This window comes from Streptomyces sulphureus DSM 40104 (assembly GCF_000381025.1).
Lineage (GTDB): Bacteria > Actinomycetota > Actinomycetes > Streptomycetales > Streptomycetaceae > Streptomyces > Streptomyces sulphureus.
Window position 1 is genome coordinate 493,415 of sequence record NZ_KB905814.1, and the last position, 17,266, is coordinate 510,680.

The following is a 17,266-nucleotide window of genomic DNA, read 5'->3' on the forward strand; positions in this document are numbered from 1 at the left end:
GTCGGAAATTTGCATGGGTGACATCCCCGAATGGGGCTCCGCTTGTGTGCGTGAATTAAGGGAGGTCCTGCTCTCGGCAGAATCCCCTTTCCCCTGTACTTTCGCGGTCGCGGGCGTCAAGCGCGACGGTCTGCGTTTCGGGTTCGTGGATTCACTCGACGACGAGAAGACCTGGGGGCGGCTGGGCGATCTGCTCACCGGCTACCTGGAGCGGTACCGCGATCTGGGGCGCGAAACGTCGCTGGTGGTCTTCTTCAGGCAGGAGGGGGAAGTCCGGTCGCTGTCCGAGTACAACGAGCGGTTCTGGTCGGTGCTCCAGCACCTGCACGACACGGACACCCGGCCGTGGCCGGCCGAGGTTCCCCGGGACTCGGACGAGGCGTGGTGGGAGTTCAGCTTCGGCGGCACGCCGATCTTCGTCGTCTGCAACACGCCTGCACACCGGCTGCGCCGCAGCCGGCACAGCCCGGTCTTCTTCATCACCTTCCAACCCCGGTGGGTCTTCGAAGAGTTGGGCGCCGACACCCCGGCGGGAGCGGCGGCGCGGCGCACCATCCGCAAGCGGCTCCACCGCTACGACGCCGTCCCCGCCTCCCCCGAACTGGGGTCGTACGGCGACCCGGACAACCGGGAGTGGCGCCAGTACTTCCTCCCCGACGGCGCGGACGAGGCAGGGGCCGAGCAGACCCGCTGCCCCTTCCGGCACCGTGCGGCCGACGGCGCCGTGGCCCGTCAGCCGACGGGCGAGTCGAGCACCAGCCGGCGGACGCCGAAGATGGTCGGCGAGTCGTAGTAGACCGGAGTCTCGGCGAAGTTCAGCTCCTTGCACCGCTCCAGCAGCATCGACAGTGCGATCCTCGCCTCCATGCGGCCGAGCGGGGCACCGATGCAGAAGTGGATGCCGTGCCCGAAAGAGAGGTGCGGGTTCGGAGTCCTGGTGATGTCGAACCTCTCCGGTTCGGAGAACTGGCGCTCGTCGTGGTTGGCCGACAGCACCCAGCTCGCCACCATCGTGTCGGCCGGGACGTCGACGCCGCCGAGCGAGGTCGCACGGCTGGTGAGGCGGTACATCAGCGGCGCCGGCGGACTGTAGCGCAGTACCTCCTCCACGGCGCCCGGCACCGCGTCGGGGTCGCTGCGCACCGCCGCGAGGGCCGCGGGGTCGGCGTCGAGGCACAGCAGGCTGTTCCCCAGCAGCAGCGTCGTGCTGATGTGCCCGGCGAGCAGCAGCATGAGGGCGATGGTGAACACCTCTGTCTCGCTGAGGCGTTCGCCGTCGACCTCGGCCGCCACCAGCCGGCTCAGCACGTCGTCCGACGGGTGGCGCCGGCGGTGCGCCGCGTGGTCGAGGATGTAGGACTCCATCTCCAGCAAAAGTGCGTCCATGGTCGCGGGCACCTGGAGCCGGGACGAGTCGACGGCCCCCGCATCGTGGTTGGCCGAGACCAGGGCGTCGGCCCAGGCGCGGAACCTGGCGTGGTCGGACGCGGGGACGCCCAGCAGCCGGGCGATGACGGTGACCGGCAGCGGGTTGAACATGGAGCTCACCATCTCGACCTCGTCGCGGCCCTCCATCGCGTCGAGGAGGTCCGCCGTGATCTGGACGACGGCGCCTTCGAGTTCGAGCACGGCACGCGGACTCAACGCCTGTGAGACCAGTTTGCGCAGCTTGTGGTGCCGGGGCGGGTCGGTGACGCTCAGGTGCCCTTCCAGCAGGTTCGGCACCGGGCGCTGCCCCGGCGGGGTCTCCTGGGGCGGGACCAGCCTGGCGAAGTCGGACGAGAAAGTCTCCGGATCACGCAGCATCTGCTGCGTCTCGGCGAAACCGAATACCTCGCAGCTTCCGCTCTCCTCGTCCCACCGCACTGGGTTCTTCCGGCGGTTTTCGGCCAACCAGTCCCGTAAAACCCTGCCTCCTTCGGCCGTACTCGAAGGAGGCGCAGTCTGGGGCTCGTACATTCTCGATATTCCTTTCCTCCGGTCACGGTCCCGTCGGCGACTGATCATTCGCAGTCGCGGAACGTCAGCCTACCCGAGCCCCATGTGCTCAACTCATGGTTGTGCTCGGTCTTTCCAACCCTGGTTTGACGACGCTGGTCAGAACCGCTTGCTAGCTTCCCTCAAGCTTCAGATGGTCGGGGAAGTACACCGCAGACGCCCGAGGAAAGGGAAATTCATGCCCCCTGTGTCGCGCATAAAAAGCACCGTGGACGACCCCAACGGGATAGTGCGGCGATACGCGGCGAACTCTCCTCTCCGGAGCGCCACGGCCGAGGAGTTGGTCAACGACGACAATCCCTTCCGCCGCCCCGTCCGCCCGCACGACCTCGGGTTCCTGGACTACGGGAAGCCGCTCACCGCGGAGCTCGTCCTCCGGCTCAGCTCCCTGCTCGGCCACCGGATGCTCCGCACCGTCCACGACACCGACCTGCTGTTCCTGCCGAGCGGCGGCGAGGGCCACCCGAGCCGGGAGGACGCCGACGCCTTCCGCTCGACGGAGAACCGCCTCAACGGGCAGCAGGCGGCAGGGGTGTTGGAGCACCACCTCTTCGACTGGCTGGCTGACGAGCACACTCCGCTCGACGGCCCGCTCACCGGGCTCGTCGCCCACGTGCAGGCGGTGCTGGAGGAGCGGCGCGCAGCCCCGAGCCGGGCGCTCGATGTCGCCCGCTCGTGCCGGCATCGCAAGCAGGCGGCGACGTTCGCCCTCGTCCAGCTGACCGCGGACCGGCCCGCCGCCCAGAGCGCCGTCGCACGGACCCTGCTCGGCGACTACGACACCGCGCACCCCGCCCTGCGCGGCCTGCTGCTGGAGGACTACACGGATCGGGCCGCGCGGGCCGCCGACTACCGGCGGCTCCTCACCGACGTGGACCTCTCCGCGGAGCCGTACGCCTACTGGCAGTTTCTGCTCTCGTCCTCCTTCGCCGGCGCCAACCACCTGCACACGGTGGCGCACGACCACGGCCGCCTGTCGGAGTTCCTCGGCGCCTGGGTGTACCGGCGCATCGAGGAGGCCGTCACAGCCGGCGGGTACGCCGAGATGGTCCGCGAGGCGTACGGCAACTCGGACCCGGCCTACTTCACCGGCGCTCCCCCGGTCACGGGCGAGAGCCTGGCGGCGCTGACGCGGCAGCTCCTCGAGCCGCTGCTGCAGCGGTTCGGCTCGGAGGCATCGGTCTCCTTCCACCGCGGCTTCGAGGACGCGCGGCGACTGGCCGCGGTCGCGGACGGGGACCTGGCCGTCCAACTCGACTGGGCGGACCGGCTCGACGAGTACAAGGTCAAGGCCGAGAAGCTCGACGCCATGATCAAGGAGAACGCCCTCGAAGTGGACCTGGAGACCTTCGTCGAGTCCCACGAGGAGACCTCCACCACGCACGTGCACGACGACCACAGGCTCGTCGTGGTCGAGGTCGGGCAGATGCACTTCTGGAACAACGTCGGCGAGATGATCCCCATGGACGAGGGCGACAAGCTGCTCATCCCCGCCGAGCGGCTCCACGGCTCGATGGTCCGTTCCGGCACCTGCACCTACCACCAGCCGGTCATCACGGAGGACCTGCTCAGCCAGGTCTGACGGCCCCGTTCCGCACGCCCCTCCCAGCCCTGCCCGGGCGGGAGGGGCACCTCCCGCCCGGCACTTCGCGAAGGATCTCCGGTGACCAACGAGCAACGCGGCGGCCCCTTCCGGGTGGTCGTCAACCACGAAGAGCAGTACTCGCTGTGGCCGACAGACCGCGAGAACGCCCCGGGTTGGGGCGACGAGGGCACGGTCGGCGACCGGGAGACGTGCCTGCTGCGCATCGAGGAGATCTGGCGGGACATGCGGCCGGCCTCGCTGCGCGCCCGCATGGCACGGGAGGGTAAGGAAGGGGCGGCCGACGAATGACCGACCACGACATCGCGGCCGGGGACCGGATCGCGGTCATCGGCTTCTCCGGACGGTTCCCCGGAGCCTCCTCGGAAGAGGGGTTCTGGGACCTGCTGCGCTCCGGAGGGGAAGCCCACACCGACCTCACCGACGAGCAGCTCCGCGCGGCCGGCGTGACCGAGGAGCTCCTGGCCGACCCGCACCTGGTGCGCCGCCGCCCCCTCCTGGACGGCGTGGAGCTGTTCGACGCCGCCTTCTTCGGCAACACCCCGCGCGAGGCCGAACTCACCGACCCGCAGCAGCGGTTGTTCCTGGAGTGCTCCTGGGAGGCGCTGGAGTCGGCGGCCCACGACTCCGCCCGCTTCGACGGCACCGTCGGCGTCTTCGGCGGCGGGGGGCCCACCTCGTACTGGCAGCGGCACCTCTCGGCCGACCCCGGCTACCTGCGCGAAGTCGGGGAGTTCCAGGCGCTGTTGGGGAACGAGAAGGACTTCACAGCACCGCGGGTCTCCTACCGCCTCGACCTGAGGGGCGCGAGCGTCACCGTGCAGACGGGCTGCTCGTCCTCGCTGGTGGCGGTGCACATGGCGGTTCAGAGCCTACTGAGCGGCGAATCGGACCTGGCGCTCGCCGGCGGCTCCACGGTCTACTTCCCCCAGCACGCCGGCTACCTGCACCACGAGGGCGGCGTGAACTCGCCGGACGGCCGCTGCCGGGCGTTCGCCGAGGACGCGAACGGCACGGTGCCGGGCGACGGCGTCGGGGTGGTGGCGCTCAGGCGTCTCGACGACGCACTCGCCGACGGGGACCACGTGCACGGCGTCCTGCTGGGCACCGCCGTCAACAATGACGGGGCGCACAAGGCGGGTTTCACCGCACCGAGCGTCCCGGGACAGGCGGCGGTGGTCGCCGAGGCGCTCGCCGTTGCCGGCGCCTCGGCGGAGTCGATCTCGTACGTCGAGACGCACGGCACCGGCACCCCGCTCGGCGACGGCATCGAGGTCGCGGCCCTGACGGAAGCCTTCGGCACCGACAAGCGGGGCTACTGCACCCTCGGCTCGCTGAAGCCGAACATCGGCCACACGGACACGGCAGCCGGCGTCCTCGGGCTGATCAAGATCCTGCTCGCGCTGCGCCACGGGGAGATTCCGCCCGTCGCCAACTGCACCGTGCCGAACCCGCAGATCGACTTCCCGAGCACGCCCTTCCGCGTCGACTCCCGCCCCACCCCGTGGCCGCGGAGCGGCGCACCGCGCAGGGCTGGCGTCAGCTCCTTCAGCGTCGGCGGCACCAACGCGCACGTCGTCGTCGAGGAGCCGCCGCCCACCGCACCTCCGGCTCCCTCGGGGACCTCGCAGCTCCTGGTCCTCTCGGCACGTACGGATGCGGCGCTGCAACGCTCGGCCGCCGCGCTCGCCGATGCCCTCGCCGACGGCGACTCCCCGGACCTGGCGGACGCGTCGCACACGCTCCGCGTCGGCCGGCGGGCCTTCGCCCGGCGGATGGCCCTCGTGTGCCGGGAGCGCACAGAGGCGGGGGCGGCCCTCGACGGGACGGGGGTCACGCCCGTCTCCGTGGGCCGCGCCGATCCGGAAGGCCCGGCTCCCGACGTCGCGTTCCTCTTCCCCGGGCAGGGCAGCCAGCACCCCGGGATGGGCCGCGGCCTGTACGCGACGGAGCCCTCCTACCGCGCGATCGTCGACGAGTGCGCCGAGTCGCTCGCCCCCGCCCTGGGCGAGGACCTGCGGAAGGTGCTGTTCCCGGAGGCGGACGGCGCCGCGGACGCCGCCGAGCGGCTTACCTCGACCCGGCTGGCACAGCCCGCGCTCTTCGTCACCCAGTACGCGCTCGCCCGGCTCCTCGGGGAGTGGGGCGTGCGCCCCGCGGCGCTTCTCGGGCACAGCGTCGGGGAGTTCACCGCCGCCTGCCTCTCCGGGGTGCTGTCCCTGCCCGACGCGCTGCACGCGGTCGCGATGCGCGGGGAGCTGGTCCAGGGCTGCGCGAGCGGCGCCATGGTCTCCGTGCCCCTCGCGGCCGAGCGGGTGCGCCGGCTCCTCTCGGACGCGCCGGAACTCGCCGTCGCGGCGGTCAACGGCCCCGAGCGCACCGTCGTCTCCGGGCCGCGGGACGCCGTCGAGGACCTGGCGCAGCGGCTCACCGCCGAGGGGAACAGGACCACCCTGCTGCACACCTCCCACGCCTTCCACTCGCCGATGGTGGAGCCGGCCGTCCCCGCGCTCACCGAGGCGATGGCGGCGCTGCCGCTGCACGCACCCCGCCTCCCGTACGTCTCGAACTTGACCGGCGCCTGGATCACCGAGGAGCAGGCCACGGACCCCGCCTACTGGGGGCGGCAGCTCCGCGAACCGGTGCAGTTCGACGCCGGCCTCCGCCTCCTGCGGCGGACACCCGGCCGGCTTCTCCTGGAGACCGGCCCCGGAACCGCCCTGCGCTCCCTCGCCGCCGCAGGAGGCGGCCCCGGTGTGCCGCCGGTGATCCCGACCCTCGGCGCACGGCACGACGCGGCGGACGCCGGCCCCCTGCTGGAGGCCGTCGGCCAGCTCTGGACGCGCGGCGCCGACGTGGACCTGGCGGCGCTCTCCGAGACGGGAGCCCGCCGGGTGCCGCTGCCGACCTACCCCTTCGACAGGCAACGATTCTTCGTCGACCCGCCGGCGCCCGCGGCACGCCCCGACGAGCAGCGGCAGGACGCCTCCCCCGGTCCCGTAGCACCCTCCGTGGAACTCGCGCGCTACGACCGTCCCGAGCTGCCGGTCGCCTACACGCCTCCGCGCACCCCCCTGGAGGAGACGCTCGTCGGCGTGTGGGAGGGGGCCATGGGGGTCTCCCCGGTGGGCGCGCACGACAACTTCTTCGACCTCGGCGGGCATTCACTGCTCGCCGCCCAGGTCGTCGCCCGCGTGCAGCAGGCGTTCCCCGTCGACGTGACCGTGACCGAGCTGCTCTCCGAGGCGCAGACCGTCGCAGGTATGGCCGTGTCCGTCGAGCGACGGCTGCACGAGAAGCTCGCAGCGATGTCGGACGAGGAGGCAGCACGGCTCCTGGCCGAGTGACCGCCCGGCACCCGGAACAACGCGGTCATCCCGAACTAGCGGAGGTCGACGCCCACATGGTCCCACCCCTCTCCGACGACGCGGAGCTCTCCGCGGCGAAGGCACGGCTGATGGAGAAGTGGCTGGCCGGCGGCGCGCAGCCGCAGGCCCCCGCCGTCCGCCGTGCCGACCGCCCAGGGCCCGCCCCGCTCTCCTTCCCGCAGGAGCGGCTCTGGTTCCTCGCACAGCTCCACCCCGGCAGCTCGTACCACAACATGGTCGAGACGCTCCGCCTCCGCGGACGCCTCGACCGGCACGCCCTGCACCGCTCGCTGGAGCAGGTCGTACGCCGCCATGACGCGCTGCGCACCGTCTTCGACGTCCACGAGGGCGAACCGCGCCAGACGGTCCTCGAAGAACAGCCGCTCGTCCTCACCACGGACCCGGACCCGGTCTCCGAGGACCGGGCGGTCGAGCTGCTGCGCGAGGAGTCGCAGGGTCCCTTCGACCTGACGACGGGGCCGCTGATCCGGTTCCGTCTGACACCGCTCGGGCCGCAGGATCACGCCCTGGCCGTGACGATGCACCACCTCGTCGGCGACGGCATGTCGATGGGTATCCTCTTCCGTGAACTCTTCGCGCTGTACGGGGCGCACACCGGAGGGCCCGAGCCGGCGCTACCCGAACTGCCCGTGCGCTACACGGACTTCGCCAGGTGGCAGCGGAAGCTGCTGCGCGGCGAGGAGCTGCGCAGGCGGGTCGACCACTGGCGCACGACGCTGCACGAGCCGCTGCCCACTCTCGACCGGCTCACCGACCGGCCGCGCCGGGGAAGCACCAGCCTCCGGGCGATCAGCCGGCCCTTCGCCCTCTCGGCGTCCGTCTCCCAGGGGCTGCGGAACCTCGCCCGCGACCGTCAGGCGACGCCCTTCATGGTCCTCCTCGCGGGCTTCAAGGCTCTCGTCCACCGCCGCACCGGAGACGAGGACCTCGTCACCGGTTCCGTCGTGCACGGCCGCGACCATCCCGAGGTGGAGCACCTCGTGGGCTTCTTCGCTAACACCCTGGCTCTGCGCACCGACCTCTCGGGCGGCCCCTCCTTCACCGAGCTGCTCGAACGGGTCCGCCTGACCTGCCTGGAGGCGTACGCACACCGGGACACTCCGTTCGAGGCCGTAGCCGCCGAGCTGCGCCCCGGGCGGAACGGCGGGGACAACCCGCTCTTCCAGGCAGCCGTGGTCGGGGAGGACCCCGCGGGGACCGCGCGGATGGGCGAACTGGAGGTCGGCGCCTTCGACTTCGGCCTCGACACCTCCGAGTTCGACCTCGTGCTGCACTACTGGGAGACCGACGGCCGGATCGAGGGCGGCGTACGCGGCAGCGCGGACCTCTTCGACGCCGGGTCCGTCGACCTCTTCACGGCGCAACTGGAGCAGCTCTTCGGCGAGGTGGTCCGAGACCCCGAGCAGCGGGTCGCCGCCCTACCGGTCTCTCTCGCCGGCACGGCACCGCCCGCTTCCTCGCCCGGCGGCCCGGGGGAGACGTCCTCGCACGGGGACGGGACCCCGGCTGAGGCCGCCCCGCTCACCCCGACCGAGGAGGCGGTTGCGGCGGTCTGGCGCGAGGTGCTCGGGACCCGGGACATCGCTCCGGACGAGGACTTCTTCGAGGTGGGCGGGCACTCGCTGCGCGCGGTCCGCGTCCTGCTGCGGCTGCGGGAGCGCCTCGGGGTGGATCTGCCGGTGCAGACCTTCTTCGCGGCGCCCACGGTGAGCGCGCTCGCCGCCGAGTTCGACCGGGCGACCGGCGGCGCGGTGCACGAGGCGGCCGAGCCGGAGGGAGACGACGCGGCCCCGCTCCTCGCAGACGCCGTCCTCCCGGCGGAGATCTCCTGCCCGAGCAGCACGCCGCACGCCGACGCGTCCCTGCCCAAGCACATCCTCCTCACCGGCGTCGACAGCTTCCTCGGCGCACACCTCCTCGCGGCGCTGCTGGAGGCGACCGGCGCCCGGGTGCACTGCCTCGTCGACGCCGCGGGGCCTGCCGAGGCCGAGCAGACACTGGCCCGGGCGCTCGCCCGGTACGGGGCCGAAGCCGCGGAGGAGCGCGTCACGGTGCTGCCCGGCAGCCTCCGCGAACCGCTGCTCGGCCTGTCCCCGATCGCCTTCGCCCGCCTCGCCGAGCGGATCGACGCGATCCACCACACCGGCTGCGAGGCCAACCTCGCCCTGCCCTACGAGCAGTTGAGGCCGGCGAACGCGGGCGGGACGACGGAAGTGCTGCGGCTCGCCGCCCGCGGACGCGTCAAACCGGTGCACTACGTCTCCTCCCCCGGCGTCCTCTTCCCGCGCGACGCCGCCCCCGGACTGCTCCGGACGGACGGGCGGGTCCCTGCCGGCTCGGTCCTGCCCTCCGGGTACGTGCGCAGCCGCTGGGTCGCCGAGGAACTCGTCGAGGAAGCGCGGAGGCGGGGGCTGCCGGCCTCCGTTTACCGGCCCGGCCGGCTCGGTGGGCACTCCGCGACGGGCGCCGGCGACCCGGACTCCGCCTTCTGGCAATTCCTCCGGGCCTGCGTGGCGCTGGAGGCGGTGCCCCGCTTCGGCCCGGACGCCGACCTGGACATCGTCCCCGTCGACTACGCAGCCGGCGCAGTGGCCGCCCTCTCACTGCGGCCCCAAGCCCTGGGCGGTACGTACCACTTGGCGCATCCCGTCCGCACGCGGTTCGACGCGGTCGTCGGCCGGCTGCGCGCGGCCGGTTACCCGCTCACCGAGATCCCGCCGGAGGACTGGTCGCGCCGGGTGGCGGCGGACGCCCTCGCCACCGGGCTCGACGGGGACGAGACGTCGACTGCGGTGGCCGCGCTGACGAGCTCCTCACGGGCCATGCCCGATTTCGGCAGCCTGCGGCTGGACGTCGGCGGCACGGTCGCCGCGCTCGCCGGCAGCGGCGTCGAGTGCCCGATGGTCGATGGGCCGCTGCTCGACCGCTTCCTGGGCCACCTCCTCGACGCGGGTCTGCTCCCGCCCCCGTCCGGCGGCGGGACGTCGTGCTCGCCGGCTTCACGATCGGAGAACCTCGTATGAGCGCCGACCGCACCGCGATGCCGACCGGACCGCTTCTGCCTACGGAACCCGCCGCGCACGAAGGGCCGTTGCACCAAGAGCGTGCCGTGCCGGAAGCGGACCGGTGGCGGCGGGTCGCGCGGCGCGCGGCCTCCTCCGGAACGGACGCGTCGGCGGTGCTGCACGCCAGCGTCGTCGAGGTGCTGGGGATGTGGGCGCAGGACCCCGGGTTCACCGTGCGGCTCCGCTCGGCGAGCGGCTGCCTGCTGATGGACGCGGACGTCCACGGGGATGGGGGCTTTCTGGGACGTGCGGCGGCGCTCCGCGCGGCGTCCCGTCCCGCGGCTACGGCGCCGGTCCCGCTCGTCGACTGCGTGGACGCAGTCGACGGCCCGCCCGTCGCAGCGCCGGACCAAGGCCCACCCGCCCTCACCGTCCGCCTCGTTCCGCACGGCGAGGGGATCGCCGCCGAGTGGGAGAGCCCTGCCTCCGCGTACGGCGGCGTGCTGGCGGACATGGCCACCTCATGGCTCGACCTGCTCGGCGTCCTCGCCGAGGACGAGGACGCCTGGACCGCGCCGGGTTCGCCGGTCCGCCTTCCTGCGGCCCACGCACGGCAGTTGGCCGAGATGAACGACACCGCCGCGCCCGTGCCCGACGGCCTGCTCCACGAGGCCGTCGCCCGTGCCGCGGCGCTGCACCCGGAGCGGATCGCGGTCGTCGCGGGTGACACGAGGATGTGCTACGCGGAGTTGGCGCGGCGCAGCCGCCGCATCGGCCGGCGCCTGCGCGCGCTGGGGGCGCGCGCCGGGACGCTGGTCGCCGTGTGCATGGAGAAGGGGTGGGAGCAGCCCGTCGGAATGCTGGGCGTGCTGGAGTCGGGCGCCGCGTGGGTGCCGGTCGACCCGGGCCTGCCCGAGGACCGCCGCACGCACCTGCTGGCGGCGTCGGGCGCCGAAGTGGTGCTGACGCAGCGCTCGTTGGCCGGCCGGCCGGGATGGCCCGACGGGACGACGGTGCTCGCGGTGGACGACGAGGAGGAGTGGGCCAGCGTCGACGACGGGCCGCTCCCCCCGGCGCAGGGCCCCGGCGACGTGGCCTACGTACTCTTCACCTCGGGCTCGACGGGCCGCCCGAAGGGGGTGATGGTCTCCCACCGCGGCGCCCTGAACACCGTGCTCGACGTCGGCGCACGGTACGGCGTGACGTGCGAGGACCGGTTCATCGGCCTCTCCGCGATGAGCTTCGACCTGTCGCTGTGGGACATGTTCGGCGCGCTGTGCTCGGGCGCTGCCCTCGTCCTGCCCTCCCCCGGCACCGAGCGCGACCCCGCCCACTGGCTCGACCTCGTGCGCCGTGAGGGCATCACCACGTGGATGGGTGCGCCCGCCCTCTTCGAGCTCTTCTGCGAACAGGTCGAGCAGGACCCGGAGCCCTGGGCCGACTCGCTCCGGCTGGTGATCCTCGGCGGCGACTGGATTCCGCTCTCGCTGCCGGACCGCGCCCTGGAGATCGCCCCCGACGTACGGTTCGTCGGCCTCGGCGGAAACACCGAGGCATCGATCCTCTCCTGCACCTACGACGTCGACCGGGTCGACCCCGCCTGGCAGAGCATCCCCTACGGCCGGCCGCTCGCCAACCAGACGCTCCACGTCCTCGACGCGGCGCTGCGGCCCCGGCCGGTGGGCGTACCCGGCGACCTGTACATCGGGGGCACCGGCGTCGCCCTCGGGTACTGGCGCGACCCCGAGCGGACGGCGGCGGCCTTCCTCGACCACCCGGAGACCGGAGAGCGGCTGTACCGCACGGGCGACCTCGGCCGCGTCCTGCCGGACGGGAATGTGGAGTTCCTTGGCCGCGAGGACTTCCAAGTGAAGGTCGGCGGCCACCGCATCGAGACGGGCGAGATAGAGACGGCGCTGCGCGCACACGCCGCGGTGGAGGCCGCCGTCGTCACGGCGCTCCCCCGCGAGGACGGCGAATTGGGCAACCAGGCGCTCGCCGGATACGTGACCCCGACCGCCGGGAAACGGCCCGACGCGCAGGAGCTGCGTGCGCACCTCGCCGACCGGCTCCCGGCCTACATGGTCCCCGCGCACCTGCTGGTCCTGGAGACGCTGCCGCTCACCGGGCACGGAAAGGTGGACCGCCAGGCCCTCCCCCGCCCGGGCGCGCACGCCGAGGACGACGGACCCGACGGCTCGCGCACCCCGACGCAGGCGCTCGTCGCCGAGCTGTGGTCGGAGGTGCTGGGCGTCGAGCGTGCGGGTCCCGACGACTCCTTCTTCGAGCTGGGCGGCAACTCGCTGCTCGGCATCCGCGTCATGAACAGGCTCCGGCAGCGCCTCGGCCTCGATCTGGACGCCCACAGCCTCTTCCGGCACCGGACGGTGGCCGAACTCGCCCTCGCCATCGACCGGGAACGCGCGGAGGACGCGCCGCAAGGCGGCGAATTGCCCGCCGTGCAGCCCGACTTGGCAGCGGCGCACGAGCCGTTCCGGCTCACCGACCAGCAGCAGGCGTACTGCGTCGGCCGGACGGGCTCTCTCGCCTCGGGCAACGTCTCGGCCCACATGTACCTGGAGTTCGAGGGCCGGAACCTGGACGTCGACCGGTTCCGGGACGCCTGGCAGCGGGTCGTGGAGCGCCACCCGATGCTGCGCGCCGTGGTGCGGCCCGAGACGATGACGCAGCAGGTGCTTCAGTCCGTACCGCGGTACGAGATGCCGGTGGTCGATCTGCGCGGGCTCGACGAGGAAGCGGCCCACGCGGAGCTCGCGGAGATCCGCGAGCGGTACTCGCACGAGGTGCGCCCCGTCGACACCTGGCCGCTCTTCGACGTGGTGGTGGCCCGCCTGGACGAGGGGCGCTTCCGGGCGCACTTCAGCATCGACGCGCTCTGCGCCGACTTCGCCAGCGTCCGCCTCCTCTTCGACGACCTCTCCCGCTGCTACGCCGACCCGCAGACCCCGCTCGCCCCGCCCGCACTCGCCTACCGGGACTACGTACTCGCCGTGTCGAAGCTCCCCGACACCGAGCGGTACCGACGCTCCCTCGAGTACTGGGAGCAGCGGCTCCCCTCCCTGCCCCCGGCGCCCGACCTGCCCCTGATGCGCAATCCGGGAAGCGTGACGGACCCCAGGTTCGTCCGGCGCTCGGTGCGCCTGGACGCCCCGCGGTGGAAGCGGCTCGTCGACCGCGCGAGCGCGGCCGGCCTCACCCCCGCCGGGCTGCTGCTCGCCGTCTACGCGGAGGCGCTGGAGCCCTGGGCGCGGAGCCCGCACTTCACCCTCAACGTGACCAACTTGAACCGGCTGCCCGTGCACCCCGAAGTCGACGCCACAGTGGGAGAGTTCGCGTCGTTCGCACTGGTCGGAGTCGACGGTTCGGGCACGGAGGAGTTCGTCGTCCGTGCCCGCGGCGTACAGGAGCAGCTCTGGACCGACCTGAGCCACAGCCAGGTGAGCGGCGTCCACCTCCTCAGGGAACTGATGCGGCTCCGCAAGGGATTCGACGGAGCCCTGATGCCGGTGGTCTTCACCAGCGCCGTGCCGCTGGGCGACGGCGCGAGCACGCTGCTGGAGGGGAAGCTGCGCCAGACGTACGGCATCACGCAGACCCCGCAGGTGTGGATGGACCTGCTGACCGAGGTCCAGGACGGCGAACTCGTCGTCAACTGGGACGTGGCGGAGGCGCTGTTCGCGCCGGAGATGCTGGACGGCGTCTTCGGCGCGATGCGCACGCTGCTCACCCGCCTCGCCGACGACGAGGACGCGTGGTCGGAGCCTGCGCCGCTCGGGACCGCGGCGGAGGCGCCGCTCGGCGAAGGCGCGCGGCGGGAGGTACCCGACCTGCTCGTACAGGACCTCTTCCTGGAGCAGGTGGCCCGCGGCCCCGAGCAGGTCGCCGTCGTCGCGGCCGACCGGACCCTGAGCTACGCCGAACTCCACGCGGAGGCGTGCCGCGTCGCCCACTGGCTGCGGGAACACGGGGCCCTCCCCTCCGGACCGGTCGGCATCCTGATGGAGAAAGGCTGGCAGCAGATCGCCGCAGCCTTCGGCGCCCTCTACGCGGGCGCCCCCTACCTGCCCGTCGACCCGGAGGTGAGCGCGCGCCGCACGCAGGAGCTGCTCGGACACTGCGGCGTCGAACTGGTCCTCACCCAGCAGACGCTGGCGGAGAAGGCCGGCCACCGGCGTGTCCTGTGCGTCGACGGCCTCCCACCGGACCCCGCTCACGACGGAACGCCGCCCGAGCCCGCGACCGGCCCCTCCGAGCTCGCCTACGTGCTCTTCACCTCCGGCTCCTCCGGCCGGCCCAAGGGCGTGATGATCGAGCACCGCGGGGTGGTGAACGCCCTGCGCGAGACGATCGAGACGTTCGGCATCGGGCCGGGGGACCGCGCCCTCGCACTGACCGCGCTCCACCACGACATGTCCGTCTTCGACGTCTTCGGAGTGCTGGGCGCGGGCGGAACGCTGGTGGTCCCGCATGCCGAGGCCCGCCGGGAGGCGGGGCACTGGGCAAGGCTCATGGCCGATCACCGGGTGACCGTGTGGAACTCTGTACCGGCCATGATGGAGATGCTTCTGGAGCGACTCGGCCCGGAAGACGGCCCGCTGGCCGACCTGCGTCTCGCCTTCCTCGGCGGCGACCGGCTGCCGCTCGACTCCGTCCGCAGGCTCACCGAGAGCGCGGGCGTGGAGGTCGTGAGCGTGGGCGGGCCCACCGAGACGACGCTGTGGAACATCTGGCACCGGGTCGGGGAACTCGCTCCGGACCGCCGCAGCGTCCCCTACGGCGCTCCGATCGCCAACACTCGCTACCGCATCCTGGACGAGCGGATGCGCGACCGTCCCGTCTGGGCGACCGGGGAGATGTACTGCGCGGGTGTCGGCCTGGCGCGCGGCTACTGGGACGACCCGGAGCGCACCGCCGCCTCGTTCGTCACCGACCCGGACACCGGGGAGCGGCTGTACCGCACCGGCGACCTCGGACGGTTCCTGCCGGACGGCACGATCGAGTTCATGGGCCGTGCCGACTTCCAGATCAAGGTGAACGGACACCGGATCGAGCCGGGCGAGGTGGAGGCCGCACTGCTGTCCCACCCGGAGGTGGCGGGCGCCGCGGTGACCGGGCAGCCGCGCGCGGACGGCGCCGGGCACCGCGGTCTGAACGGGTACGTCGTACCGGCGCCTGCGGGCGCGCGGCGGCAGCCCGCCGACCTGGCGGCGGCGCTCCGCGACCACCTGCGGGAGGCGCTGTCCGCCCACATGGTGCCGTCCGTCTTCGTCGTCCTCGACGCGCTGCCGCTCAACGCCAACGGCAAGGTCGACCGCCAAGCGCTGCCCGCACCGCGCGCCGACTCCGCCGGCGCCCCCGCGTCGCCGTCCTCCGCGGTCGCGGAAGTGTGCGCGACGGTGTGGGCGGACGTGCTCGGCGTCGAGAAGGTCCACGAGCACGCCAACTTCTTCGAGCTGGGCGGGGACTCCGTGCTCGCCACCCGCATCGTCAGACGGCTGCGCGAGATTTTCCTGTCCGAACGCGTCTCCCTGCGCACGGTGTTCCTGACGCACACGGTGGCCGAGTTGGCGGCGACGCTGGTGGCCGAGGAGGACTCCCCCGGGCAGGCGGAGGCGGCGGCGGCCGTCCATCTGCAGATCGCGCGGATGTCCCCGGACGAGATCGCACGGGAGCTGTCGGCCCGCCGGGCCACGGCGAGAGGCGGTGCACGATGAGCACGTCGTCCCGGCGGCTGCCGCTCCACGTGCGGGTGGCCCGTCAGGCGGCCCTGACGCCGCACGCGGAGGCGGTCACGAGCGGCCGCGAGCGCCTCACCTACGAGGAGTTGGAGGAGGCGGCGCAGGCACTCGCCGGCCGCCTGAGCACCCTCGGCGCCGGGCCCGAGAGGCTCGTCGGCATCTGCCTGGGGCGCTCGCCGTGGATGATCGTCGCCATGCTCGCGGTGCTGAAGACCGGCGCCGCCTATGTGCCGCTCGACCCCGCGTTCCCCGACGAGCGCCTCCGGTTCATGCTCGACGACAGCGGCACGGAGCTCATGGTGAGCGACGAGGCGCACAGGGGCGGCCTCACCGGCCAGGACGTCGCCGTGGTCTCGCTCGACCGGGACTGGGGAGACTTCGCCGGGGCGGCCGGCTCCGCGGCTCCGGCGGACGACTGCCCCTCGCGGCTCGCGTACGTCCTCTACACGTCCGGTTCGACGGGACGCCCCAAGGGCGTCGCCGTGGAGCACCGCAGCGCAGCGGCCTTCCTCGACTGGGTGCTCGACCGCTTCACCCCCGGCGAGCTCCGCTACACCCTGGCCTCGACGTCGATGTGCTTCGACCTCTCCGTCTTCGAGCTGTTCGGCCCGCTCGCCGCGGGCGGGACCGTCGTGGTGGCGGAGACCGTCTTCCACCTACCGTCCGCCGACCGGCCGGTCACGCTGGTCAACACCGTGCCCAGCCTGCTCGTCGAGCTGCTGGCGGCGGAGCCGCTGCCCGCCTCCGTCGTCACGGTCAACCTGGCGGGGGAGGCGCTGCCTGCCGCCCTGGCGAGGGACCTGTACGCGACGGGCACCGTCGAGCGCGTCCACAACCTCTACGGCCCGTCGGAGGACACCACCTACTCGACGTGGAGCCTCGTCGAGCGCGGTGCCGCTAAGCCCCTCATCGGACGGCCCGTCACCGGCACCACCGCCCATGTCCTGGGACCCGACGGCCGGCCGGTGCCCGACGGCACGGCAGGGGAACTCCACCTGGGCGGCGAAGGGCTGGCCCGCGGCTACCTCCGTCGCCCCGCCCTCACCGCTGAGCGCTTCGTGCCCGACCCGTTCTCCGGCACGCCCGGCGCCCGTCTGTACCGGACGGGCGACCTGGCGCGGAAGCTGCCCGGCGGCGAACTCGACTATCTCGGCCGGGCCGACCAGCAGGTGAAGGTCCGCGGTCTGCGGATCGAGCCCGGCGAGATCGAGAGCGTCCTCGCGGAGCACCCCTCGGTCCGCCAGGCCGCGGTGGTGGCGCGCGGGGACACGGCCGACACGGCCCGGCTGGTCGCCTACGTCGTGGGGAAGGCCGCGACCGATCCGTCCGAGCTGCGGCGCCACCTGTCCAAGCGGCTTCCGCCTTACATGGTGCCCGAAGTATTTCTTCCGGTGAAGGCGATCCCGCTCACTGTAAACGGAAAAGTCGACGTCAAGGCTCTGGCCTCCACTTCCGAGTGAAGCGCGAGCCGCCTCCGCCCCGCTCACGGGCAGCCGGTACCGTCAACTCGCC

Annotated in this window: 8 protein-coding genes; 7 read left to right on the forward strand and 1 reads right to left on the reverse strand. The window is 72.8% G+C overall.

The annotated features are described in order from the left end of the window. Positions 1 to 13 precede the first annotated feature (13 nt). Entirely contained in the window at positions 14 to 793 is a 780-nt protein-coding gene (locus tag F603_RS31680; protein ID WP_078503566.1) for a YqcI/YcgG family protein, read from the forward strand. On the opposite strand, the gene F603_RS31685 is transcribed toward F603_RS31680, so the two are convergent. Beyond that, complete coding sequence (locus F603_RS31685) at positions 733 to 1,959, reverse strand: cytochrome P450 (protein ID WP_158678613.1); 1,227 nt, start codon at positions 1,957 to 1,959, stop codon at positions 733 to 735. The genes F603_RS31680 and F603_RS31685 overlap by 61 nt on opposite strands. Before the next feature lie 247 nt (positions 1,960 to 2,206). Between F603_RS31685 and F603_RS31690 the strand changes: the two genes are divergently transcribed. From F603_RS31690 to F603_RS0106415, 6 genes are all read left to right on the forward strand, one after another. Then, positions 2,207 to 3,580, forward strand: a complete 1,374-nt coding sequence (locus F603_RS31690) for a cupin domain-containing protein (RefSeq protein ID WP_158678614.1) — start codon at positions 2,207 to 2,209, stop codon at positions 3,578 to 3,580. Positions 3,581 to 3,661: 81 nt separating this feature from the next. Beyond that, positions 3,662 to 3,892 carry an MbtH family protein gene (locus tag F603_RS0106395; RefSeq protein WP_019545181.1) on the forward strand — a complete coding sequence of 77 codons (231 nt, stop codon included), beginning with the start codon at positions 3,662 to 3,664 and terminating at the stop codon, positions 3,890 to 3,892. Beyond that, positions 3,889 to 6,948, forward strand: a complete 3,060-nt coding sequence (locus F603_RS0106400; RefSeq protein WP_019545182.1) for a type I polyketide synthase — start codon at positions 3,889 to 3,891, stop codon at positions 6,946 to 6,948. Before F603_RS0106395 ends, F603_RS0106400 begins: the two co-directional genes overlap by 4 nt. Before the next feature lie 56 nt (positions 6,949 to 7,004). Next, positions 7,005 to 10,013: a thioester reductase domain-containing protein gene (locus tag F603_RS0106405; protein WP_158678615.1), complete on the forward strand. Its 3,009-nt coding sequence runs from the start codon at positions 7,005 to 7,007 to the stop codon at positions 10,011 to 10,013. Next, positions 10,010 to 15,730, forward strand: a complete 5,721-nt coding sequence (locus F603_RS0106410) for a non-ribosomal peptide synthetase (protein ID WP_019545184.1) — start codon at positions 10,010 to 10,012, stop codon at positions 15,728 to 15,730. Before F603_RS0106405 ends, F603_RS0106410 begins: the two co-directional genes overlap by 4 nt. Then, positions 15,727 to 17,214 (forward strand): amino acid adenylation domain-containing protein, encoded by a 1,488-nt coding sequence (locus F603_RS0106415; RefSeq protein WP_019545185.1) that lies wholly within the window; start codon positions 15,727 to 15,729, stop codon positions 17,212 to 17,214. Before F603_RS0106410 ends, F603_RS0106415 begins: the two co-directional genes overlap by 4 nt. Positions 17,215 to 17,266: the final 52 nt, after the last annotated feature.

What these genes read in the sequence shown, in the direction of transcription:
- F603_RS31685 (WP_158678613.1), bottom strand. Translation starts at nt 1,959, where the DNA reads ATGTACGAGCCCCAGACTGCGCCTCCTTCGAGTACGGCCGAAGGAGGC.
- F603_RS31680 (WP_078503566.1), top strand. Translation starts at nt 14, where the DNA reads ATGGGTGACATCCCCGAATGGGGCTCCGCTTGTGTGCGTGAATTAAGG.
- F603_RS0106400 (WP_019545182.1), top strand. Translation starts at nt 3,889, where the DNA reads ATGACCGACCACGACATCGCGGCCGGGGACCGGATCGCGGTCATCGGC.
- F603_RS0106405 (WP_158678615.1), top strand. Translation starts at nt 7,005, where the DNA reads ATGGTCCCACCCCTCTCCGACGACGCGGAGCTCTCCGCGGCGAAGGCA.
- F603_RS0106415 (WP_019545185.1), top strand. Translation starts at nt 15,727, where the DNA reads ATGAGCACGTCGTCCCGGCGGCTGCCGCTCCACGTGCGGGTGGCCCGT.
- F603_RS0106410 (WP_019545184.1), top strand. Translation starts at nt 10,010, where the DNA reads ATGAGCGCCGACCGCACCGCGATGCCGACCGGACCGCTTCTGCCTACG.